Source organism: Afipia sp. GW823-FHT06G09 (genome assembly GCF_058794875.1).
This window is the reverse complement of the sequence record NZ_JBXAHF010000005.1, coordinates 244,823-267,413: the sequence shown is the minus strand read 5'-3', so window position 1 is coordinate 267,413 and position 22,591 is coordinate 244,823. Positions and strand designations below refer to the sequence as shown.

The 22,591-nt window shown below is 58.9% G+C and carries 23 protein-coding genes; 20 read left to right on the top strand and 3 right to left on the bottom strand.

Annotation, left to right across the window (positions count from 1 at the left end; genetic code table 11):
* Nucleotides 1–33: 33 nt before the first annotated feature.
* The 15 genes from npdG to AC1Q67_RS22130 all read left to right on the top strand — a co-directional run bounded on the left by npdG (nt 34) and on the right by AC1Q67_RS22130 (nt 16,103).
* Nucleotides 34–693, top strand: coding sequence for an NADPH-dependent F420 reductase (npdG, locus tag AC1Q67_RS22200; RefSeq protein WP_492237292.1), 660 nt, complete (start codon nt 34–36; stop codon nt 691–693).
* 9 nt (nt 694–702) lie between these two features.
* Complete coding sequence (gene cofE / locus AC1Q67_RS22195; RefSeq protein WP_492237293.1) at nt 703–1,470, top strand: coenzyme F420-0:L-glutamate ligase; 768 nt, start codon at nt 703–705, stop codon at nt 1,468–1,470.
* On the top strand, nt 1,467–2,441 hold the full coding sequence (cofD, locus tag AC1Q67_RS22190; protein ID WP_492237294.1) for a 2-phospho-L-lactate transferase: 975 nt from the start codon (nt 1,467–1,469) through the stop codon (nt 2,439–2,441). The genes cofE and cofD overlap by 4 nt, the downstream gene beginning before the upstream one ends.
* Nucleotides 2,441–3,139 (top strand): 2-phospho-L-lactate guanylyltransferase, encoded by a 699-nt coding sequence (gene cofC / locus AC1Q67_RS22185; RefSeq protein WP_492237295.1) that lies wholly within the window; start codon nt 2,441–2,443, stop codon nt 3,137–3,139. Before cofD ends, cofC begins: the two co-directional genes overlap by 1 nt.
* Nucleotides 3,139–5,565, top strand: coding sequence for a 5-amino-6-(D-ribitylamino)uracil--L-tyrosine 4-hydroxyphenyl transferase CofH (cofH, locus tag AC1Q67_RS22180; protein ID WP_492237296.1), 2,427 nt, complete (start codon nt 3,139–3,141; stop codon nt 5,563–5,565). The genes cofC and cofH overlap by 1 nt, the downstream gene beginning before the upstream one ends.
* Nucleotides 5,566–5,647: 82 nt before the next feature.
* Nucleotides 5,648–7,165 carry a pyridoxal-phosphate dependent enzyme gene (locus AC1Q67_RS22175; RefSeq protein WP_492237297.1) on the top strand — a complete coding sequence of 506 codons (1,518 nt, stop codon included), beginning with the start codon at nt 5,648–5,650 and terminating at the stop codon, nt 7,163–7,165.
* The gene (locus AC1Q67_RS22170) at nt 7,162–8,133 is read left to right on the top strand and encodes a CoA transferase subunit A (protein WP_492237298.1); all 972 of its coding nucleotides are present in this window, start codon (nt 7,162–7,164) and stop codon (nt 8,131–8,133) included. Before AC1Q67_RS22175 ends, AC1Q67_RS22170 begins: the two co-directional genes overlap by 4 nt.
* Nucleotides 8,126–8,896, top strand: coding sequence for a CoA-transferase subunit beta (locus AC1Q67_RS22165; protein WP_492237299.1), 771 nt, complete (start codon nt 8,126–8,128; stop codon nt 8,894–8,896). The genes AC1Q67_RS22170 and AC1Q67_RS22165 overlap by 8 nt, the downstream gene beginning before the upstream one ends.
* A gap of 20 nt (nt 8,897–8,916) precedes the next feature.
* Nucleotides 8,917–9,873: an LLM class flavin-dependent oxidoreductase gene (locus tag AC1Q67_RS22160; protein WP_492237300.1), complete on the top strand. Its 957-nt coding sequence runs from the start codon at nt 8,917–8,919 to the stop codon at nt 9,871–9,873.
* Nucleotides 9,874–9,911: 38 nt separating this feature from the next.
* The gene (locus tag AC1Q67_RS22155; RefSeq protein WP_492237301.1) at nt 9,912–11,279 is read left to right on the top strand and encodes an L-serine ammonia-lyase; all 1,368 of its coding nucleotides are present in this window, start codon (nt 9,912–9,914) and stop codon (nt 11,277–11,279) included.
* Nucleotides 11,280–11,437: 158 nt separating this feature from the next.
* Complete coding sequence (locus AC1Q67_RS22150; RefSeq protein WP_492237302.1) at nt 11,438–12,592, top strand: ABC transporter substrate-binding protein; 1,155 nt, start codon at nt 11,438–11,440, stop codon at nt 12,590–12,592.
* Between the two features lie 98 nt (nt 12,593–12,690).
* Nucleotides 12,691–13,563 (top strand): branched-chain amino acid ABC transporter permease, encoded by an 873-nt coding sequence (locus AC1Q67_RS22145; protein ID WP_492237303.1) that lies wholly within the window; start codon nt 12,691–12,693, stop codon nt 13,561–13,563.
* Nucleotides 13,560–14,594 carry a branched-chain amino acid ABC transporter permease gene (locus AC1Q67_RS22140; protein WP_492237304.1) on the top strand — a complete coding sequence of 345 codons (1,035 nt, stop codon included), beginning with the start codon at nt 13,560–13,562 and terminating at the stop codon, nt 14,592–14,594. Before AC1Q67_RS22145 ends, AC1Q67_RS22140 begins: the two co-directional genes overlap by 4 nt.
* Complete coding sequence (locus tag AC1Q67_RS22135; RefSeq protein WP_492237305.1) at nt 14,591–15,412, top strand: ABC transporter ATP-binding protein; 822 nt, start codon at nt 14,591–14,593, stop codon at nt 15,410–15,412. The genes AC1Q67_RS22140 and AC1Q67_RS22135 overlap by 4 nt, the downstream gene beginning before the upstream one ends.
* On the top strand, nt 15,399–16,103 hold the full coding sequence (locus tag AC1Q67_RS22130; protein WP_492237306.1) for an ABC transporter ATP-binding protein: 705 nt from the start codon (nt 15,399–15,401) through the stop codon (nt 16,101–16,103). Before AC1Q67_RS22135 ends, AC1Q67_RS22130 begins: the two co-directional genes overlap by 14 nt.
* 95 nt (nt 16,104–16,198) lie before the next feature.
* Here the strand turns inward: AC1Q67_RS22130 and AC1Q67_RS22125 are convergent, their stop codons facing one another.
* Genes AC1Q67_RS22125 through AC1Q67_RS22115 form a run of 3 tightly spaced genes read right to left on the bottom strand, consistent with a single transcriptional unit; the run spans nt 16,199 to nt 17,677 of the window.
* Entirely contained in the window at nt 16,199–16,417 is a 219-nt protein-coding gene (locus AC1Q67_RS22125; protein ID WP_492237307.1) for a hypothetical protein, read from the bottom strand.
* Nucleotides 16,418–16,448: 31 nt separating this feature from the next.
* Nucleotides 16,449–16,847, bottom strand: a complete 399-nt coding sequence (locus AC1Q67_RS22120; protein WP_492237308.1) for a hypothetical protein — start codon at nt 16,845–16,847, stop codon at nt 16,449–16,451.
* A 26-nt stretch (nt 16,848–16,873) separates the two neighbouring features.
* Nucleotides 16,874–17,677 carry a sterol desaturase family protein gene (locus AC1Q67_RS22115; RefSeq protein WP_492237309.1) on the bottom strand — a complete coding sequence of 268 codons (804 nt, stop codon included), beginning with the start codon at nt 17,675–17,677 and terminating at the stop codon, nt 16,874–16,876.
* Between the two features lie 201 nt (nt 17,678–17,878).
* Here AC1Q67_RS22115 and AC1Q67_RS22110 point away from each other — a divergent pair, with 201 nt between their 5' ends.
* Genes AC1Q67_RS22110 through AC1Q67_RS22090 form a run of 5 tightly spaced genes read left to right on the top strand, consistent with a single transcriptional unit; the run spans nt 17,879 to nt 22,573 of the window.
* On the top strand, nt 17,879–19,153 hold the full coding sequence (locus AC1Q67_RS22110) for an ABC transporter substrate-binding protein (RefSeq protein WP_492237310.1): 1,275 nt from the start codon (nt 17,879–17,881) through the stop codon (nt 19,151–19,153).
* Between the two features lie 3 nt (nt 19,154–19,156).
* Nucleotides 19,157–20,038, top strand: coding sequence for a branched-chain amino acid ABC transporter permease (locus tag AC1Q67_RS22105; protein WP_492237311.1), 882 nt, complete (start codon nt 19,157–19,159; stop codon nt 20,036–20,038).
* A complete protein-coding gene (locus tag AC1Q67_RS22100) occupies nt 20,035–21,048 on the top strand; it encodes a branched-chain amino acid ABC transporter permease (RefSeq protein WP_492237312.1) in 1,014 nt (337 codons plus the stop codon). Before AC1Q67_RS22105 ends, AC1Q67_RS22100 begins: the two co-directional genes overlap by 4 nt.
* Nucleotides 21,048–21,854, top strand: coding sequence for an ABC transporter ATP-binding protein (locus AC1Q67_RS22095; RefSeq protein ID WP_492237313.1), 807 nt, complete (start codon nt 21,048–21,050; stop codon nt 21,852–21,854). The genes AC1Q67_RS22100 and AC1Q67_RS22095 overlap by 1 nt, the downstream gene beginning before the upstream one ends.
* A complete protein-coding gene (locus AC1Q67_RS22090) occupies nt 21,854–22,573 on the top strand; it encodes an ABC transporter ATP-binding protein (protein WP_492237484.1) in 720 nt (239 codons plus the stop codon). The genes AC1Q67_RS22095 and AC1Q67_RS22090 overlap by 1 nt, the downstream gene beginning before the upstream one ends.
* Nucleotides 22,574–22,591 lie beyond the last annotated feature (18 nt).

Genomic DNA, 22,591 nt, shown 5'->3' with positions numbered 1-22,591 from the left:
CGCTGACGTTGCATCTGAAGAAGGGCCGGTTACATGAGCGCTAAGCCAAGCATTGCTATTCTCGGAGGCACTGGCGATCTCGGTTCAGGTCTCGCAAAGCGATGGCTTGCTGCGGGGTATTCCGTGGTCATTGGTTCGCGCTCGGCCGAGAAGGCGCAGGCCTTTGCCAAGGAGCTTGGCGGCGGTGCACGCGGTGACGACAATGTCGGCGCGGCGAAATCTGCCGACATCGTGGTGCTTGCGGTGCCGTTCGGCAGTCATGATGCGACATTGCGCGAGGTAAAGGACGCGGTGCAGGGCAAGATCGTGGTTGATGCGGCTGTGCCGCTGGTGCCGCCGAAGGTGTCGGTCGTGCAGCTTCCTCCCGAGGGTTCGGCGGCGCAGATCGCGCAAGCTCTGCTCGGCGAGGGTGTTAAAGTGGTTTCCGCGTTTCACAACGTCGGCGCCACGAAGCTGCATGCAGGCGGTCGCGCGGATTGCGACGTGCTCGTATTCGGTAACGACAAGGAATCCCGTGACGTCGTGATCGGACTGGCGAACGAAGTTGCCAGTGCCGGTATCGATGGCGGTGTGCTCGCCAATTCGGCTGCTGCGGAGGCATTGACGTCGGTTCTGATCGGAATCAATCGCCGTTACAAGGTTCCCGGTGCGGGCATCCGTATCACCGGGCTTTCTCCACCCGCTCCACAATGATCGTGCGCGATGGCGAAGAGCGTCACATATCATGCTGTACCCGGTATCCCGCTGATTGCTCCGGGCGATGATCTTGCTGCGCTCATCGTCGAGGCTCTGAACAAAGCGGAGCTTTCGCTGCTATCCGGCGACATCGTCGTTATCGCTCAGAAGGTCCTCTCAAAAGCAGAGAACCGCTACGTTGCATTGAAGGACGTTGTTCCTTCGGACAAGGCGCGCATGCTTGCCGATCAGGTCGGCAAGGACGCCCGTTACATCGAAGTCGTTCTTTCGGAATCCGACGAGATCGTGCGCCATCGCCCCAATGTCATGATCGTCGCGCATCGGCTTGGATTCGTGATGGCGAATGCCGGGATCGATCAATCGAACATCGAGCACGTCAACGGTGCGGAGCGCGTCCTGTTGTTGCCACGCGACCCGGATGGAGCAGCGGTGCAATTGAAGGCCAGGTTTGACGCCGCATTTGGCGCCAAGGTTGGCGTCATAATCAATGACAGTTTCGGGCGTCCGTGGCGCAACGGCGTTGTGGGTGTTGCGCTCGGTGCGGCGGGTCTGCCGTCCTTGCTCGACATGATCGGGCAGCCGGACATGTTTGGCCGCAAGATGCAGATGACCGAGATTGCGGTGGCCGATGAAATTGCCGCCGGAGCGTCGCTGGTGATGGGGCAGGCGGCCGAAGGTCTGCCGGTGGTTGTGGTGCGCGGTCTGACATTCGACGCAGCGCCGCGTTCTGCATCGGCGCTGGTGCGTCCTCGCGAACGGGACATGTTCCGATGAGCGTCCGATCATCATCGCTTCGTGGACGGCCGATCGTCGCGCTGTGCGGTGGCGTCGGTGGCGCCAAGCTGGCGCTGGGACTGGAGCGTCTCATCGGCAGCGACCTGACTGTGATCGTCAACACCGGCGACGATTTCGAGCATCTCGGCCTTCATGTCTCACCGGACATCGATACTGTTCTGTATACGCTTGGCGGGCTCAGCGACATCGAGCGGGGCTGGGGCAGGGCGGATGAGACTTGGAATTTTATGGAGTCGCTCGGTGGCCTTGGCGGCGAAACATGGTTCCGCCTCGGCGATCGTGATCTCGCCATGCACATCGAGCGCACGCGTGCACTGCGCGCCGGAGCGTCGCTCACGGATTTCACAACCGACATGGCGCGCCGACTCGGGATAGCCGCGCGGATTCTTCCCATGTCGGATGATCGCGTCGAGACCGTGGTAATGACAGCCGATGGGCCGCTGCCATTTCAGCGCTATTTCGTCGGCCTGCAATGCGCACCAGTGGTGAAACAGCTTGAGTTCAAGAATGCAGAGCGCGCCATTGCTTCCGATCAGGTTCTGGCAGCGCTCGGAAATCCGGATCTTGCGGCGGTCATCGTCTGCCCATCGAACCCCTATCTTAGCGTCGATCCCATTCTGGCCGTTTCGGATATTCGGAATGCTCTCGAGCGCGTGACCGCGCCTATTGTCGCGATCTCTCCGCTGATCGGTGGGCAGGCGGTGAAGGGGCCAACGGCAAAGATCATGACAGAACTGGGTATCTCGGCGGATTCCGTCGCGATTGCGCAGCACTATCGCCTTATCGACGGGCTGATCATCGATGAGACCGATCGTGGCGATGCTGGCAAAATCGATATGCCGGTGCATGTAACGTCTACCTGGATGCGAAGCCTGGAAGACCGTGACCGGCTTGCGGCCGATTGCCTGGACTTTGCCGCGCGGCTGCCCAAGAGAAGGAAGGTGACGTGATGGAAGCGTTTACTGAAAACCCTTCAAACGTCTGGGCTGTTGTCCCTGTTAAACGGCTGAGCCAGGCCAAGCAGCGGCTTTCGCCTGTGTTGTCGCGGAGCGAGCGGGTGACGCTTGCGCGGACGATGCTGCACGAAGTTCTGACGACACTGTGCGCCTCCGAACTTGCTGGCATTGTGGTCGTTACCAGCGACCCGATGGTAGCAAATCTTGCGTCGTTGTTCGATGCGCGGGTCGTCCACGATGGCACGGAAGCAGGTGTCAATGCGGCGGTTCAGCAGGGTTTGGAATCACTCGATGCAGCGGCAAGTGCACTGATTGTTCCGGCCGATGTGCCGTTTGCTACCGCAGGTGATCTGCAGGCGATCATCGCTGAACTTCACCACAATCCTGTGGTGTTGGCGCCGGCCTTGTCCGATGGCGGCACCAACGCTCTCGCCATGCGCGCGCCAGATATGATCGTGCCGAAATTCGGCGAGGACAGCTATCTGCGTCATCAGATGCAGTCACGGGCGAAGGGCTTTGCCTGCGGGGTCGTCAGCTCGGACGGCATCGGGCGGGATATCGATCGCCCACAGGACCTGGTCGCGCCGATCGCGAGCAGGAAGTATTCGCTGACCGCGGCGCTGCTCGCGGAACTGAACGTGCCGGCGCGCCTCGGTGTCGGCGCGCTGCCGCTTTGCGTGAGGCATATGTGATGACGGTCCTTTCTTTGTTGAAGGAATTTCCGCTGGACCACCGATTGAGCCGCGACGAGGCGTCCGAACTCATTCATGTGGGCGATCTCGATCAGCTTTTTGCCGCCGCTGCCGCACGGCGCGACGCTGTCCATGGGCATCAGGTATCGTATTCGCGTAAGGTCTTTATTCCGCTGACGCAGCTTTGCCGCGACGTTTGCCATTACTGCACCTTCGCGCATGCGCCGCGCAATGGCGAGAAGGCTTATCTCTCAATCGAGCAGATGGTTGCGATTGCGCAAGCAGGCAAGAAGGCCGGATGCAGGGAAGCGCTGTTCACCCTGGGGGACAAGCCTGAGTTGCGCTACCGCGTCGCTCGTGAAGAGCTGGACCGGCTGGGTCATCCCACCACGCTGTCATATTTGGCGGAAGCCGCGGCGGCGGTGTTCCGTGAGACCGGCCTGCTGCCGCACATCAATCCGGGCCTGATGAGCGGGGACGACATCGACGCCCTGCGGAAGGTGTCGGTCTCCCAAGGCATCATGCTGGAGAGCATCTCGGATCGCCTTGGCGAGAAGGGCAGGGCTCATCACGGCTCGCCGGACAAGATCCCGGCCGCCCGCCTCGCAACCATGCGGCTGGCCGGCGAGCGGAGCGTGCCGTTCACCTCCGGCATTCTGATCGGCATCGGCGAGACGCGGCAGGAGCGGATCGACTCGCTGCTGGCGCTGCGCGATCTCAATGATCAGCACGGACACATTCAGGAAATCATCGTCCAGAACTTCCGTCCCAAGCCTGGCACCCGGATGGCGGATGCTGCGTCACCGGATGTCGAGGACCATCTCTGGACGATCGCGATCGCACGGCTGATCTTCGAACCGCAGATGAACATTCAGGCGCCGCCGAACCTGAGCCCGGGGGCGCTGGGCAGGCTTGTAGCCTCCGGCATCAATGACTGGGGCGGGGTGTCGCCGGTCACGCCGGATCATGTCAATCCCGAAGCGCCATGGCCGCATCTGCGGCTTCTGGAAGCGGCAACCAGAGCGGCGGGCAAGGATCTCGTCGAACGCCTGGCGATCTACCCAGCTTACGCGCGCGACACCACCCGGTGGGTTGATGCGGGTCTGCGGACCGCGGTGCTCAATCACATCGACGGTGACGGCGCGCCTCGCGTCGATGACTGGTGCCCGGGCCACGTCGGGCATTTGCCTTCACGTGAACTCGGGTGGATTCAAAGAGCGCCATCGGTCACACCATCCGCGAACCTTGGACAGGTGTTGGCGAAAGCGCAGCGCGGAGTCACGCTGGGCGAAGCAGAAATCGTCAGTCTGTTTCGGGCGCGGGGTGATGACTTCGCGGCCATCTGCCGTGCGGCGGATGAACTACGCCGTGAGAAGAATGGCGACACGGTGAGCTATGTCGTCACGCGCAATATCAACTACACCAACATCTGCTCGTTCAAGTGCCAGTTCTGCGCCTTCTCCAAGGGCAAGATGAGCGAGAACCTGCGCGGCCGGCCATACGATCTGGAGATGAGCGAAGTCGCCGGCCGTGTGGTTGAGGCCTGGGAGCGCGGCGCATCCGAGGTGTGCATGCAGGGCGGGATTCATCCGTCCTATACCGGACAGAAGTATCTCGATATCTGCCGGACGGTGAAACAGGCTGTACCGCAGATGCACATGCATGCGTTCTCGCCGCTCGAGATTCATCAGGGCGCGCGGACGCTGGGGATGCCGGTGATCGCGTTCCTGCGCGAGCTGAAGGCGGCGGGCCTTGGCACATTGCCGGGCACCGCGGCCGAAATCCTCGACGATGAAGTCCGCGCCGTGCTGTGCGCCGACAAGATCAATACCCAGCAGTGGCTTGATGTGATGCGTGCCGCGCATACGGTGGGCTTCCGTTCGACCGCTACCATCATGTTCGGTCATATCGAAGGCTACCGGCACTGGGCGCGCCATCTGCTGCGCATCCGCAACCTGCAGGCCGACACCGGCGGCTTCACCGAGTTCGTGCCGCTGCCGTTCGTTCACATGGAGGCGCCGATCTATCTCAAGGGCCGCGCGCGGCCGGGCCCTACGTTCCGCGAAGCGATCCTGATGCATGCGGTCGCGCGGCTGGTGCTCCATCCGCACATCCCGAACATTCAGGCCTCCTGGGTGAAGCTCGGCGCCGAGGGCGTCCGGCAATGTCTCGCGGCCGGCGTCAACGATCTCGGCGGCACCCTGATGGACGAGAGCATTTCGCGCTCCGCCGGCGCCTCACACGGCCAGGAAATGACCCCCCAGGACATGGAGGCCATCATCCGCTCCGCAGGCCGAACCCCGAGGCAGCGGACGACATTGTATGCGGATGCCGAAGAGGCCGTCCGGCAACGTTCGTTCGATGCCGCCTCTGCGCGGATGGCAGGCAATAGCGAGAAAAACGTGCATGCCGCGAGTATTTCGTAGGATGGCTGGCGTCGGTCTGGACATCCTATTTTACTAACGTTAGTATCATTGAAATCGATGCAAGCCTGAAAGAAGCCTGACGATGTCTGCGGTCATCAATCCCGAAATAGTCGACAGCAAGCAGCGCGCGCGGGCGATCGCTCGGGTTCGTGAGCGCGGCGTGGTGATGCCGACGTTCTCACAGCTTGCCAAACCATCCAGCATTCCCGCCGCTGCGTCGAAGGGGCTGGCAAATGTTGCGCCGGATGAGCCGCATGCCGGAAATCTCTGGCGCGTCCATTGGTACAACGGGGCCGATCGGACCAGCCGGATCGACGTGCCGGGCTATCTCGTGCTCCCTGAATCGCTCACCGGTGTAAAGGCCCCCATTGTCGTGCTGCTCGGCCGGCGCTTTCCGATGATCGGCGCGCACAAGGTGCTGCCTGCCTATTCGGCGCTGGCAGCGCAGCTTGTGACGGGGCGTTTCGATCCGGAGCAGCAAAAGGCGATCTGGCCTTCGACGGGAAACTACTGCCGCGGCGGCGTCTCGGTCTCGCGCGTGCTCGGTTGTCGCGGCGTGGCTGTGCTGCCCGAAGGTATGAGCCGCGAGCGGTTTGAATGGCTCGAAAAGTGGGTTGCGCATCCGGATGATATCGTGCGCACACCGGGCACCGAGAGCAACGTCAAGGAAATTTACGACAAGTGCGCCGAACTCGCGCGCGATCCGCAGAATGTCATTCTCAACCAGTTCTCGGCGTTTTCGAATTACATCATTCACTACGCCTGCACGGGCAGCGCCGCGGAGCAGGCGTTTCTCGCGTTCAACGGTGGCGGCGGGCGCCGCCTCGCGGCCTTTGTGTCTGCGACAGGTTCGGCCGGCACTATTGCGGCGGGCGACTATCTGAAGACGCAGCATGGGACGAAGATTGCCGCGGTCGAGGCGCTTGAGTGTCCGACAATGCTGAACAACGGCTACGGCGAGCACAACATTCAGGGCATTGGCGACAAGCACATTCCCTTCATCCATAACGTGATGAATACCGACGTGGTGATCGGTGTCTCGGATCGCGTCACCGACAGTCTCAATTTGCTGTTCGGTTCGGACGTCGGTCGCAAGTATCTGCAAGGGCGTCAGAAGCTCGACAGCAAGCTGATTGCGGCGTTCGCGGATGTCGGCATTTCCGGCTTTGCCAACATTGTCGCGTCGATCAAGCTGGCGAAGCAGCTTCATTATGGGGCCGACGACGTCATTATCACCGTCGCCACCGACAGCGCGTCGCTTTACGACAGCGAGCGCGACAGCTATCGCGCGAAGCATTTCGCGTCGTTTGACGAAGTGAACGCGGGCGAAATTTTTGGCTCCTGCCTCGCGTCGGTCGCGACCGACAACGTCGTGGAATTGACCGATCAGTTGCGGCGGCAGGTTTTCAATCTCGGCTACTACACCTGGGTGGAGCAGCAGGGGGTTAGCGTTCAGGATTTCGAGCGCCGCAGGCACCAGTCGTTTTGGAATGATCTCGCATCGAGCCTTCCGGAATGGGATCGCTTGATCGAGGACTTCAACGTTGAGGCCTTCGGGCCGCAGTACAAGACCGAAATGGCAGGCAAGGCAGGGTCATGAGCGTAAGTCGGGATACCGTTCAGCCATATCAGAAGTTGCGGGAGAATCTCTCGCGCCGCGATCGCAGTCTTCGCGAGAAGGTGGTGACGCTCGAAGAAGCGGCGTCTTTCGTCAGCGACGGAGCCTCGGTGGGTATCGGCGGTTCGACCATCTCACGCACCCCGATGGCCATGATCTGGCAGTTGATCCGGGCGCGGAAGAAAGATCTCTCCTGTTCGCGCTGCATTATCTCGACTGACGGCGATCTGCTGCTGGGATCTGGCGCAGCCAATCACATCATTTCGAGCTGGTTCGCCCAGGGCATCCTGTGGGGCCTTTCGAAGGTGATGCGCCATCACGTTGAAGGTGGAACTGCGCGTTACGACGAATGGAGCCATATGGGTGTCGGTATGCGCTTCCGTGCCGGCGCGATGGGCGTTCCGTTCATGCCGATGCGTTCGATGCTGGGCTCTGATGTCGCCCGGATCCGGCCGGAAGCCAAGGAATTCGATTGTCCCTTTACGGGCGAGAAGGTGCTGCTGGTCCCTGCATTGAATCCCGATGTTGCTGTGATCCACGTACAGCGCTGCGATGCTTACGGCAATGCCCAGATCGATGGCTTGCAGTTTATGGATATCGATCTTGCGATGGCAGCCAACCGCGTGATCTTGACCACCGAGCGGATTGTTTCCAACGATCAGATCCGTCGCGCGCCTGACCAGACCAAGATTCCATTCTTCTGCGTCGATGCGGTGGTTGAGGTGCCTTATGGCTCCGCGCCCCACGAATGTTACGGCGTCTACGAGCCAATGATGAACCATCTCGATGCTTACGTGGCGCAGGTCAACGGCGATCCCGTCGGCGGAATGAAGAAGTATCTCGACGAATACGTCTATGGCCCGAAAACCTGGAACGATTTTCTCGCGAAGATCGGAATGGACGAGGTCGTGACGGCGAGCCGCAGGGGCAGGAGCATTTTCGATGACTGAACAGAATCGTCATACAGCTTCGGAGATGCTGGCGATCCTGAGTGCGCGCCAGCTTAAGGAAGGACAGGTCGTATTCGCCGGGATCGGCGTACCCCTGCTGGCAGCGACGCTCGCGCAGCGCCTGCGTTGCCCGGGCCTCACAATCCTTTTTGAAGGAGGCGTGATCGGCGCCTTTGTCGAGCCCGGCAAGTTGCCGCCATCGACCAATGACCAGCGCTGCACCAAGCGTGCCAACATGGTGCTGGGCAGCGCCGAAGTTCTGCTGCTATTGCAGCGTGGGTACGTCGATGTCGGTTTCATGGGCGGCGCGCAGATCGACAAATACGGAAATCTGAACTCATCCTTTATCGGCGATTCCGAAAAGCCGAAGACGCGGCTTCCGGGCACCGGCGGCGGCAACGATATTTCCAGCCTGACCAACATGATCGTTGCGATGAAGCACGAGAAGCGCCGGTTCGTCGATCAGGTGGATTTCATCACCAGCCCTGGTTTCATCCGCGGTGGAAAGTCCCGCGCTGAAAGCGGTCTGCCGGAAGGTGGCATGTTTCGCGTGATCACCGAGCTTGCGGTGTTCGGCTTCGATGAGACATCTCGCCGGATGAAGGTGCTTGCCCTCAATCCAGGCATCACGAAAGAACAGGTTCAGGACAACACCGGCTTCGATCTGATCTTCGACGATCAGGTCGGCGTTACAGAACCACCCACCGAGCACGAACTGACGACGCTGCGAATGCTCGATCCCGATCGTCTCTTCATCGCATAAGAAAAAAACGAGGAAGCAACATGACCTTACTGTCGAACACGTTCGGTATCGCCGCACGCAATTTTACCGCCTATCCCGAAATGCCGGACGCGAAAGCGCTGGTGGACTACGGTGTGCGCGTCGAAGAACTGGGCTACGATTCGCTCTGGGTCTGGGACCACATCCTTCTTGGCGTGGACCCGCACTTCCCGATTTTGGATTCGCTGACGACACTGACTGCGATTGCCGCGCGCACCAGCAAGATCAAGCTCGGCACCGGCATTCTCGTTTTGCCGCTGCGTAACCCGGTCGCTCTGGCCAAGCAGCTCTCCAGCATGGATCAGTTCTCTGGTGGCCGCCTGCTGATGGGCATGGCCTCGGGTTGGTACAAGCGCGAATTCGATGCCATGGGCATTCCGTTCGACAAGCGCGGCAAGCTGATGGATGAGAATCTGGAAATCATGCGGCGCCTGTGGTCGGAGCCGATGGTCGATGGAAAGTATCTGGCGCACGATATTTCAGCTGCGGTCATGTACCCCAAGCCGGCGCAACAGCCCACCCTGCCGATCCTCATCGGCGGCTACGTCGACAGGGTTCTTCAGCGCGCGGCGACCGTGGGCGACGGCTGGCTGACCTACTTCTATTCCCCGGAAGCATTCGCGAAATCATGGGCCAAGCTTCGCAATTTCGCGAAGGAAGGCGGCAAGGACCCAGACAAGCTCCTCAATGCCTCGCAGTTGCCGATCATGATCGGCCCGTCGAAGGCTGCGGTCAAAGACGAGATGATGGATTGGCTGAACAAGGAATGGGATTTCCCGGAACACAGCGATTGTTCGCGTGACAGCGCGATCATGGGGTCGGTGGACGAATGCGTCGAGCAGTTGAAGGCTCACCAGGCTGTCGGCGTTCAGAAGATCATCTTTGTGCCCTACAAGTACAGGATGGATCAGGTTGAAACGATTGCGAAGGAAATCATTCCAAGGCTGAGGGCGAAGTAACAACCGAAGCTGGAGCGGGCGATGCCCGATCACCTGTCATGATCAGTGCTTTTGATCTGTTCAAGATCGGGATCGGGCCGTCATCCTCTCACACGGTTGGTCCAATGAAGGCTGCTGCGGCCTTCATGGAAGCACTCGACAGATCCCAGCGCTCGCGATTGAGCCGGCTGAAAGTCACCTTGCTTGGGTCTCTTGCATGGACCGGTCGTGGTCATGGAACGGATAAGGCCGTGATGCTGGGTCTTTCTGGTCTTTCGCCGGAAACCGTCGATCCCGACGATGCGGACCGCCGCATCGGTGTCATTGCGACCACAACCAGACTGGTGCTGAAGGATGGAATGACGATCCATTTCGATCCGGTAAAGGATATCGTTTTCGATTTTGATGAACCGACGCCAGTTCATCCGAATACGCTTCGACTTGCGGCCTTCGATCAGGCTGGACATGAATTGCAGGCGCAAACCTGGTACTCGATCGGCGGCGGATTTGTTCAGCAGGAAGGCGAAGCTGGCTCGGCGGCGGAATCATCCGCTGCGATTCCATTCGATTACCGTAGCGCCGCTGAACTGATCGAAATGTGCGACAGTTCCGGTCTCTCGATCGCGCAGGTGGTGCTTGCCAACGAAACCGCATTTGCGGATGAAGCGTCCGTTTACGACCGCCTCGATCGTCTTACTTCGGTAATGTTCGACTGTATCGACCGCGGAATGCGCACCGATGGTCAGTTGCCGGGCGGCTTGAAAGTCAAGCGGCGCGCCCGCTCGCTGCATGCCCGGCTGCAGGCGTCCGAAAACCGTAACGTGCGGCATTCCATCGCAGCCATGGATTACGCGAGCCTGTACGCCATCGCCGTGAACGAAGAAAATGCGGCAGGAGGGCGGGTTGTCACTGCGCCAACCAATGGCGCTGCAGGCGTCATTCCTGCCGTGTTGAAATACTACACCGATCATTGCGAGGGCTCCTCCCGGGACGGCGCCAGGATTTTTCTCCTCACCAGCGCCGCGGTTGGCGGGTTGTGTAAGATGAATGCGTCGATCTCGGGCGCCGAAGTCGGGTGTCAGGGAGAGGTAGGTGTGGCATGCTCCATGGCTGCGGCCGGCCTGACAGCGGCATTGGGCGGCAGCAGCCGGCAGGTAGAAAATGCCGCGGAGATCGGGATGGAGCACCATCTCGGAATGACCTGCGATCCGATTGGCGGCCTCGTGCAAATTCCCTGCATTGAGCGTAATGCATTTGGCGCGGTAAAGGCCATTAATGCGGCGTCGCTGGCGCTGAGCGGCGATGGGTCGCATCACGTTACTTTGGACCAGGTAATCCGTACGATGCGGGATACCGGGGCCGATATGCAGACGAAATACAAGGAAACGTCGCGCGGAGGGCTTGCGGTCAGTGTGCCTGATTGCTGAAAGAACTTGACGGCGCGCGGCCTTTGCAGATGATACTAAGGTACTAAAAATAGGACTATCTGGTTTAGGGACGACAGTTAGATAAAAACATGCGGACAACTGGCACAAGCTTTGCTTAAAAAGACCTGATTTCCGCAACCAAACGGAGGAAATGGAAGATGGCGAAACATACCAAACTACTTGCGACAATCGCGTTGCTATCGGCAGGTGTTGCCGGTCAGGCAGCGGCCCAGACGATCAAGATCGGCGTGAACGAGCCGCTGACTGGACCGTTCGCGGCCTCGGGGACCTATGTGGTCAATGGCGCCAAGATTGCCGCTGATGAGATCAATTCCAAGGGTGGCATTCTCGGCAAGAAGATCGAGCTTGTCATCGAAGACAACAAGAGCAACCCGACCGAAGCTGCCGCAGTGGCTGAAAAGCTGATTACTGCCGACAAGGTGCCGGTTATCATGGGCGCCTGGGGATCGAGCCTGACGCTGGCGGTGATGCCGAAGCTGATGGAATACAAGGTCCCGATGGTGGTTGAGACGTCTTCGTCCGGCAAGATTACCACGACCGGCAATCCCTACATCTTCCGCATCTCGCCGCCGTCGTCAGTCGAAGCCGCGGCGTTCAAACCAATTCTTCCGAAGCTGTCGATCAAGAAGGCGGACTTCCTTGTCATCAACAACGACTGGGGTCGTGGCGCCGCTGAAGATTTCGGAAAAGTTTTGAAGGCTGACAACATTCAGGTTGGCCTCGTTGAGACGATGGACCAGTCCGCTCAAGATATGAGCGCCCAGTTGTCGAAAATTAAGGCAACAGACTCCGACACGATCATGGTGACGACTGCAGTCGAGCAGCTCACCCTGGTGCTGAAGCAGGCAACTGCGCTCGGCATCAAGAAGCAGATCGTGACAACCGGTGGCTCGCAGAATCCCGACCAGCTGATCGATCAGGCCGGCGTTGCTGCCAACGGAACGTTCCACTTGACCACGTTCGCGCCCTGGTATCCGGACGAGACGCCAAATCCGCCAGCGACCAAGTACTTCCTTGGCGAATGGAAAAAGCGCGGCTTCAACTTTGCTGGCGCGACCGAAAGCTTCCGCGGATATGACGGTATTCGCACGATCGCGGCTGCAATTGAAAAGGCAGGCAAGGCGGAGCCCGAGGCGATCGCTAGCGCATTGTGGCAGACGGAGCTGCTCGGCTTGAACGGCAAGATCAAGTTCGAGAAGCAGGGGCCCTCCGGTAAGGAGAGCGGGCAGAGCATGCCCAACGTCTACCTGATCAAGATCGACAACTCGAAGGTCGTTCTTCCAAAGCTGTAAGCAGAGCAGGCGCGGGCATCGTCGCGATGCCCGCACCTTTCCGCCCCAAAGCCACGGCGCTCCCGCCGAACGATGAGTTTTGACCTGGATAAGGCTCAATGACTGAATTCCTGCAACATATGATCAACATGCTGATCCTCGGCAGCACTTATGCGCTGCTTGGAATCGGCCTGACCCTGATCTTTGGCATCATGCGTGTGGTGAACTTCGCGCACGGCGAGCTTTATGCATTTGGCGCATACTTCGTCTACTTCATCGCGGTGATGCTCGGATTCAATTTCTTTCTCGCGCTGCTTTTTGCGATCGTCGCCGGATGTCTTCTCGGCGCGCTGATTGAGTTCGTTCTCCTTCGGCCAATGCGCGGCGCCGATATCGACACCACGATGCTGATCATGATCGGTGCGATGATTGTGATGCAGAACGCCGAGCAGTACGTGTGGGGTGGTGTTGCCAAGGCAGTCAATACGCCATTTCCGGAGACGCCGTTGACGATTGGCCCGTTCTCTGTGTCGTGGCTGAGACTTTTCGTCTTCTTTGCGGCGCTCGCGTTGATCGCTGTTTCATATTTCCTGATCAACCGCACCAAGCTGGGCAAGGCGATGCGTGCGACATTCCAGGATACCGACACGGCATCGCTGATGGGTGTCAACATTCAGGCAATCTACATGGCGACGTTTGCCATCGGTTCCGCGCTGGCCGCCGCTGCCGGTGCGTTGCTCGGGCCGGTCTATGTGATCTCGCCGCAGATGGGCAACATCGCATCGCTGAAGGCATTTGCTATCGTCATCCTCGGCGGTCTTGGCAGTATCGGCGGTGCAACCATCGGTGGCTTCATCCTCGCGTTCGCCGAGGAAATGGGCGCCGGATACATCTCATCGGGTTACCGGGACGCCATGGGCTTCCTGATTATCATCGCGGTCTTGCTGTTCAAACCGACCGGCCTCTTTGCACGATCGGAGCGCATTGGATGAAACGGCTTCTCCCCTGGATTGCGATTGTCGTATTCGCATCGGTTCCGTTGTGGCTCAAGGATCCGTATCTCCTGAACGCCTTTATCACGACGGGTATCTTCATCATCGCAGCCATGAGCCTCAATCTGCTGCTGGGTTACACCGGGCAGTTGAGTCTCGGTCACGTCGCCTTTTTCGGAATCGGCGCTTATGTCAGCGCGCTGACAGCGCTCGGGTTCGATGTCGAGTTGATCGGCGGCATTCGCGTCGTTCATGAGCCATGGCCAGTCTGGCTTGGCTTCGTCATCGCCGTACTCGTGTCCGGCCTGTGCGGATACATTGTCGGTAAACTGTCGTTCCGGGTTCGCGGCGCCTACTTTGTGATCGTGACGATCAGTTTTGCGGAGGTCGTGCGCCTAGTGGCGCTAAATTGGGTGGAACTGACTCAAGGCCCGCTTGCGCTGACCTCCATTCCTCCCATGACGCTTGGACTTCCGGGGCTTGGCTATTTCGATTTCTTCAGCAAGCAATCGAACTACTATCTCGTCCTCGCCGTTGTCGTCATCTCCTACATCATCATCAGCCGTCTGGTGAATTCGCGGGTCGGGCGCGCGATGGTGGCGTTGAAGGAAAACGAGTCGCTGGCGGTTTCCGTCGGCATCGACGTCACGCGTTATCTGATATTGGCGGCCGTGGTGTCTGCCGGCATAGCCGGTGCTGCGGGAAGTCTGTATGCGCACTATCTGAAGATCATAGATCCCGATGTCTTCCTCTTTCTCTACACTGTGACCATGGTGATCATGGTGATTACAGGCGGAAAGGGAACGCTGGCTGGTCCTCTCGTGGGTGGATTGATTTTCGGCTTCATCCCGGTTGTCGCCCGCTCGTTCGCAGCCCCTGAGATTCAGTGGATTCTCTACGGACTGTTCATGATCCTGATCGTGTTCGTACTGCCGCAGGGGATCGTTCCGGCCATCGAGAAATGGTTCGGGGTTGATGAAACCAAGGATAGCGCCGTTGCTCCGGAAGCCAAGATGCAGGATGCGCCATGATGCAGGCACAAGCAACCAAGGTTCAAGCAGCCAAGACGTTACCAGCGCTTTCGATTGAGCATATCGCGGTTCATTTCGGTGGCCTCGTTGCGATCTCGGATATGAACTTCGTCGTCAACGAAGGCGAAGTCGTCAGCCTGATCGGGCCGAACGGCGCAGGAAAAACGACGGCGTTCAATGTTATCACCGGCTTTCTGCGGCCGACAAAGGGCGAGGTCATCTATCGCGGGACGTCGCTGAACAATCTGAAGCCGCACGAGGTTACGGCGTTGGGTCTGGTGCGCACCTTCCAGCGGACCAGCGTGTTCCAGAGCGTCAGCGTATTTGAGAACGTCATGATCGGCCTGCATCGCCGCGGTCGCTCGCGGCTGTGGGATACATTGCTAGCGCTGCCGCGGGAGCGGGAATCAGAAAAGGAACTGCGTGAAAGGACTGCCGAGATCCTAGCGCTGGTCGGCATTGAGCGCCGTTCGCGCGAGCTGGCAGGCTCGCTCGCCTATGGCGATCAACGGCTCCTGGGTGTGGCATTGGCTCTGGCCGCAGATCCTTCGATGCTGCTGCTCGATGAACCCGTATCCGGCATGAACGCAACCGAGACAGCGCGGTTTATGCAGTTGCTCGACAAGCTGCGTGGCCTCGGTGTCACGATCCTGCTCGTTGAGCATGATATGCCGATGGTGATGGGCGTGTCGGATCGCATTGTCGTCTTGAACTACGGCCGGATCATTGCCGAGGGCCCACCGTCGGCAATTCAGGGCAATCCTGAAGTTATTCGTGCTTATCTCGGGCAAGGAGCAAAGAAACGTGCTAGAGATTAGCGATCTTGTTTGCCGTTACGGCAAGGTTGAAGCGATCAAAGGGATCTCTCTCTCGATCAAGCAGGGGCAGCTTGTCGCGCTGATCGGCGCGAACGGGGCCGGGAAGAGCACGACGCTGCGCTCCATTTCCGGAATCCTGCCGTCGGCCTCCGGCCGTATGATCTTCGAAGGGGAGGACATCACGCGCTGCTCTGCGCGCGAGATTCTTGCCCGGGGTATTGCCCATTGTCCGGAAGGACGCCGGGTTTTTCCCGATATGACGGTCGAGGAGAACCTCGACATGGGCGCGTATCTCAGACGAGATACTGATGGCGTTGCTGAGGACCGCGACCGGGTGCTCACGCAGTTCCCCCGGCTTGCGGAGCGCCGCAGTCAAGTCGCAGGAACGCTGTCGGGTGGTGAGCAACAGATGCTTGCGATCGGGCGCGCGATTATGTCCAAGCCGAAACTCATGATGTTCGATGAGCCGTCTCTGGGACTCGCTCCTAATATTGTAGAGCAGGTGTTTGAGATCATTGACGGCATTCGTAAGTCAGGCACCACGGTGCTGATGGTTGAACAGAATGCCTACTCAGCGCTGGATATGTGCGACTATGCTTATCTGATGGAAGCTGGATCGATCGTGCTCTCGGGTCGCGGAGAAGAACTGATCGACGACAAGCACATTCGTGAGGCGTATCTGGGCGGTTGACGCTCTAGCAGCGCGTTTGCATGCGCCAGCCCTCTGCGGACAGAAAATCGCCGCGCTCCTTCATTGGAGCGCGGCGAAAATTTTGGTGGGTGGTCTTAGCTGGCGCGATTCTGGGTTGATTCGCGGCGAATGCCGCCCGCCGTTTCCTCGCGCTTCACTTCTGGGAACAGCCACATCGCAAACACCATAAAGACTCCGAGGAAGGCCACCAGATACTGAATTCGATCATGGCCAAGCGTGTGCTGAATATGGAAGGCTATAGTCGCCACAACGACAACGACCAAAGATAGCGCCAACTTGATCTTTACGGGCATCGATTGCTCCTTTGGCTGTGTGGATGGAACGTTACGACAGGATTGCGAGTGCTGAACCGCCGACCTTGGCAAGTATGGCCAGCGCCAGGACTTGAATGCCAACGAGGACGGATAGCTCGACCGTCGCGCTGCGCAGAGGCCATCGCCATTCCTCGAACAGCGCCGGCGTGAACAGGAAGATAAGGCCGCTGACGACAATCAGCGTGCTCCATTGCAGTTCGGCGTATCCATAGAGTCCGGTACCGGCCATCAGCATCGCCAGCAGAACAACATTGCCAAGACTCAGCAAGATCGTGGGGAGCGATCTTGCTGTATCTGGATGGGTATCGAGCGGAAACTTCCCGGCGACAATGAGGAATGCGATACCGCACACGGTTGCAAACCCCGCAAACCAGATCAGCGACAACCAGTTCGGCTCGATACTGCTCATGTCGTGCCTCCGAATTTTGACCGCACTTACTCGGCCGGTGTTGCAAAACCCGGATTCTGGCCGGCGATATCGGGTTTCGGTGTGCGAGAGGTTTTACGCATATTCTTGCGGATATAGCGGGTATCGTAGCCGTTGAAGATGTGGCCGATCAGTCCACGATCGAGATCGGAGGTGCCAAACAGCCAGTCCATTACGGGAAAAGTCAGATTCATGTTCCTCTCCATCATGATCGACTGATTATGATGGGCAGCATGATGACGCCGGATCGTGTTTACGAATGGCATATTGCGAACGAACCAGTTTTCATCGACGTGGCAGCAGAAGTGCATGAACTCATAAATAAGATACATCGATGTCGTGGTGCAGATCAGCAGCCAGCCGACATTCGGTGACGCAAGCCAGCCCAGCACCAGCGCCGGCGGAATGGACATCAGTGTGAAGGTGACGAGAGCGTAGGGCGGAAAGAATGTCACGCGCCAGTCGTTGTGGTCAGCAAAGCGCATCTCTTCTTCGGTGAAGAATTGATGATGCATCAAGGTGTGGCGGTTGTAGATCGCGCGGAATGCCTTGATCTGTGATGGCCGGTGCATGACGAAACGGTGAATCCACCATTCAAAGAAGTTGGCTGCCAGGAAGGTGATCGGCACGATCAACCATTCCCACCAGCGCACAGCGCTGATGTTGGCGACATAGACCGAGAGGGCGGTGAACCCAATCACATAGATGACAAAGGCGTGAAGCCAGCCGTTGTACCAGCCAGCGATGCGATCTCTGTAGGTGGCCCGGTATTTCCGCTGCCGGTCGGTCATTGGGCTGGATGTCAGTTCCATGGCGCAATCTCCGTCATTTTTTAAGCGGCCGGCAATATCGTCCAGCCTTCGCCTTCTAACATATCACTAATCTATTAGTTCGGCAACCGAGCGCTGCGGCGTTGTTGCACGCAAAAAGGGCTTGCTGAAATGCGTCTGATATATTTATGGTATGGCAATAGCGCACGACAGATGCGCATGATTGACATGGGAGGACACCAAATGAAGATCACCCGTCGTGCCTTTTCCAGGCTTGCCGGCGCTGGCGTCGCTGCTGCAGCGGCGCCCCGGCTGTTCGCTCCGGCCATCGCGCAAGAGAAACCATTCAAAATCGGCATCATCGCACCGCGTTCCGGCGTGGCCGGAACCGCCGGGGAATGCGGAATCCGGGCCGTGCAATGGGCCGCGGAGCGTATGAACAAGGAAGGTGGAATTGCCGGGCGCAAGTTCGAGCTTGTCATCGAGGAAGAGACCAATCCGAAGGATACAATCGAGCGATTCCGTCGGCTGGTACTGCAGGAGAAGGTCGAAAGCGTTCATGGACTGATCTCGACCGGCGTCAGCCTTGGCGTTGCTCCGGTTGCGGAAGAGGAGCAGTCGCTCCTGGTGATGTGGGACGGCACGACGCAGGACGGCGTCAAGGAAGTGATGCCGAAGTCGCGTTACGTGTTTCGCTCGACGGACAACGAATGCGAGGCGGTGATGGCGTCGCTGCTCGCGGTCAAGCACTTCAAGGGCAAGTTCAAGCGCGTCGCAGGGATCAATCCGGATTACTCTTACGGCCGCAATAACTGGGAAGCCTTCCGGCAGATCCTTGCGCGTTATGGTGTGGAGGCTGAGTTCGTCGCCGAGCAGTGGCCAAAAGTCGGTACGCTAGATCTGACATCGCACATCGCCGCTCTCAAGGCCGCAAAGCCTGACTTGATTTTCTCGTCGATGTTGTTCGCCGATCTGCCGGTATTTATGAAGCAGGGTGCGGCAGCGGGCTTGTTTGATGGTGTAAAGGTGGTGCTGCCGGCGGCCGGGTGGCAACTCAACCAGCTTAAAAAGGAGTTCATGCCTGAAGGCGTGATCTTCGGTCACAACACCCTCTATTTCGATCATCCGCAGGCATCGCCGCTGCAAAAGGCATTCGTCCAGGATTATATGGATCGCTACAAGGAGGCGCCGCACTGGGAGGCGGACCGGGCCTATTTCGCACTGGCGAGTTACAAGGCGGGTGTTGAAGCTGCGCAGAAGGCAGCGAAGAAATGGCCAACGCCTGATATGGTCGCTGAGGCGATGCCCGGCCTCGAGGTTGAGAGTCTCGGCGGCAAGGGTCGTTTCCGCAAGGACAAGATTGCGGAACAGGTATTTTACCAAGGGCCGTCGACAAACACGAACAAGTACGACTTTCCGACACTGGCCTCGATCGACACCTTCCAGGCCGATCAGTTGCAAAAGCCCCCGGGTGCTGACTTCTGGGAATGGATCAAGACCGCCAAGATGCCTGTCTGAGCCATGACGGCGATTGTCGATATCATTCTCGGCGGGACATTCCACGCCGCCATCTTGTTTCTAGTGGCGGCGGGGCTTCAGCTCGTGTTCGGCGTGCAGCAGATTGTCAATCTCGCTTGCGGCTCCTTCTATGCCTTGGGCGCCTACTTCGGGATTACGGCAGTTGCAATTGCGATGAAGTTCGGGCTGCCGCCACTCATGTTCTTTCCCGTGCTCATTCTTGCGGGACTCGTGATTGGCCTGGTTGGGCTGCCCATTGAGCGCGTACTGCGGACAATCTACCGCCGGGATGAGAGCTATCAGTTGCTGCTCACCTTCGGCCTGCTACTGATGTTTCAGGATGTCTTCCGCTTCACATGGGGCGCGACGCCGCGCACCATGGATAACGCTTACATGATCTACGGCACGACCCATGTCGCGGGAGTGCAGATTCCCACCTACAATCTGCTGGTGATCGCGGCGAGTATCGGCATCGCTGCCGCGCTTGGGTTGTTCCTGCAGCGTACGAAGACTGGCCGTATTGTGCGGGCGACCGCGGAAAACCGCGACATGGCCGAAGGCCTCGGCGTTAATGCTTCGAAAATCTTCGCGCTGGTCTTTACGGTGGGTTGCATGCTCGGAACGGTCGGGGGTGCACTCGTGGTGCCATCCAGCGCCGCCTCGCTCGACATGGCGGTTGAGCTCGTTGTGGAGGCATTTGCCGTTGTCGTCATTGGCGGGCTGGGCAGCATGCGCGGTGCGCTTGTCGGCGCGCTCATTGTCGGGCTGATGCGGGCAGCATCGATCTCGATCATGCCGGAAATGGAGCTTCTGTCGGTCTATCTCGTTGTTGTCGCGGCGCTCATTCTCAGGCCCGCGGGACTGTTTGGGAAGGTGGCAGCATGAGTGAGCAATCCATCGATCTGTCGCTCTCCGCGACGGGGCGTCGGGCAATGCCGCGCATCAAGGGCCTTTGGGTCTTTTTCGGGTTGATCGCACTCATGGCCTTGCTGCCGCTAGTGGCTTCGCCGTACGCACTTCTGCTGCTAGTGCCGTTCTTTGCCTATGCAATCGCGCTGTTTGGATTCAATCTCCTGTTCGGTACGACGGGGCTGCTGTCGTTCGGTCATGCCCTTTTTCTTGGTGTCGGCGCGTATACGGCATCGACGCTGACCTCAAAACTCGGCGTCCTGAGTTTCGAACTGATCGTTTTGACCAGTGCGGCAGTTTCCGCGCTTGTCGCGCTTGTAATCGGCGGTCTCTGCGTTCGCTATACTCGTATCTTCTTCGGCATGCTGACGCTGGCCTTCGGCATGCTGTTTCATTCTTTCTTGTTCAAGTTCTACAGCGTTACCGGCGGCGATCAGGGAATGCGCGTGCTGCGTCCACTGTTGCTCGGTATGGAATGGCGCGGGGGCAAGACCGCATTTCTCACGGGGCCGTTCTACTATTATGTGCTGGTGTTGCTGGCTTTGCTTGGAATGACAATGTGGCGAATTACCCAGTCACCATTCGGGCTCCATCTTAAGGCAGTTCGAGAAAATGCGGGCAAGGCGGCTTATGTAGGTGTGCAAATCTTCCGTATGCGCCTTGCCGCGTTTGTGATCTCAGCGGTTTATGGCGGCATCGGCGGGACGATACTCGCGATCACCACTGGCTTGGCTGATCCCGAACTCGCGTATTGGACCCACTCGGGCAACCTTGTCTTCATGGCAGTTCTTGGAGGAAGCGGGACTTTCGTCGGCCCAGCCATCGGGGCGCTGGCTTTTGTGCTGTTGCAGGATTTCGTGATGGCGATCACGCAATACTGGCGCTTCGTGATGGGCGGCGTCCTGGTGCTGCTTGTCATCTTCCTGCCGCAGGGACTGTCTGGGGCGATCGGGATGCTTGTTTCCCGCAAGACGGAGGACAGGTAATGATCCAGCCCAGCGCGCGGTCGGACGTTCAATCGCCATTGTTCGAGACCATTGGTGTTTCCAAACACTACGGCGCCTACAGAGCGCTACAGGACGTCTCCTTTCACGTCGCAGACGGCGAGTTCGTTTCGATTGTTGGCCCAAACGGCGCGGGCAAGACAACGCTTGTTAACGTTGTCACTGGCCTGCTGCGGCCAACCATTGGCGAAGTTCGCTTCCTAGGCAATGATATTGCCGGTGTGGGACCTGTCGAACTGGCCCGGCGCGGCATGTCGCGAGCCTTCCAACTCGTGAACATATTTCCAGCGCTGACCGTGCGCGAAACCCTTGCGGTTGCCGTCGCTTCTCGGCTGCACCGCATAGCCAATCCATTCCGTTCGCTGTCAAAGGACAGCGAGCTCCAAGCTGACGTGGAGCGCGTGGCGGAAGTTCTCGGGCTTCGCGCCAAACTGGATACGATTGCGTCAACTCTGTCCCAGGGTGAGAAGAAGCTGCTGGATATTGCCAGCGCATTCGCACTTAATCCGAAGGTGATTCTGCTGGATGAGCCGACGAGCGGTGTCTCGACAGGCGACAAGCACTCCATCATGGAGGTGCTGGTGTCGGCGGCGAAGGCGGCGGGCGTGCGCGCCATTGTTCAGGTCGAGCATGATATGGATCTCGTCGCGCGCTACTCGCACCGGATTGTCGCTCTGCAGGAGGGCAGGGTGCTGGCCGACATGCCGCCCGACCGGTTTTTCGCCGATCCGGAAATGATCTCTGCGGTGGTGGGAACGCGGCCGCCGACCTTGAGAAGGGCCTCGTGATGCTCGAACTTTCGAATGTTAAAGTCGATATTCAGGGAAGCCGCATTCTCAACGGCATCAGTCTGTCGGTTGCAGCGGGCGAGCTTGTCTGTCTCGTTGGCCGTAACGGTGCCGGCAAGACCACAACGTTCCGCAGCATTATGGGCTATCGCCGTCCGCTGTCCGGGGACATCACCTTCGATGGTGCCAGTCTGACGAAGCTTCCGACGTGGCGGATCGCGCAAAGTGGCATCGGGTTCTCGCCTGAGGAGTCAGAAGTTTACGCTGATCTGACCGTGGCCGAGAATATCGAACTCTCGACATGGACACGGCCGGGTGGGCGATCTGCTTACCAGCGTATCGAGGAAGCCTATACGGTCTTCCCGAAGCTGCGGCAGTATCTTGCCCGCGGCGGCGCTCAACTTTCAGGTGGCGAGCGCAAGATGGTGTCCATTGCGCGTGCGCTGACGCTTGATCCGAAGCTTCTGTTGCTCGACGAACCGTTCGAGGGGCTGTCGCCGGCGATTATTCCGCTGATCGCAGAGGGCGTGGCGTCGATCCGCGCGATGGGAAAGGGCGTACTGATGGCGGAATCGAATGTTCATCACATCCCCGATTATGTCGATCGCCTCTATGTGCTTGAGCGCGGTGAATTGATGTTTTCCGGATCGCTGGCCGAAGCGCGCCGTGATCGCGATGTGATGCGCGTGATCGCCGGCGAGGTGGAAGTGACGCACTAGCCTGATGACCGGGCGCCG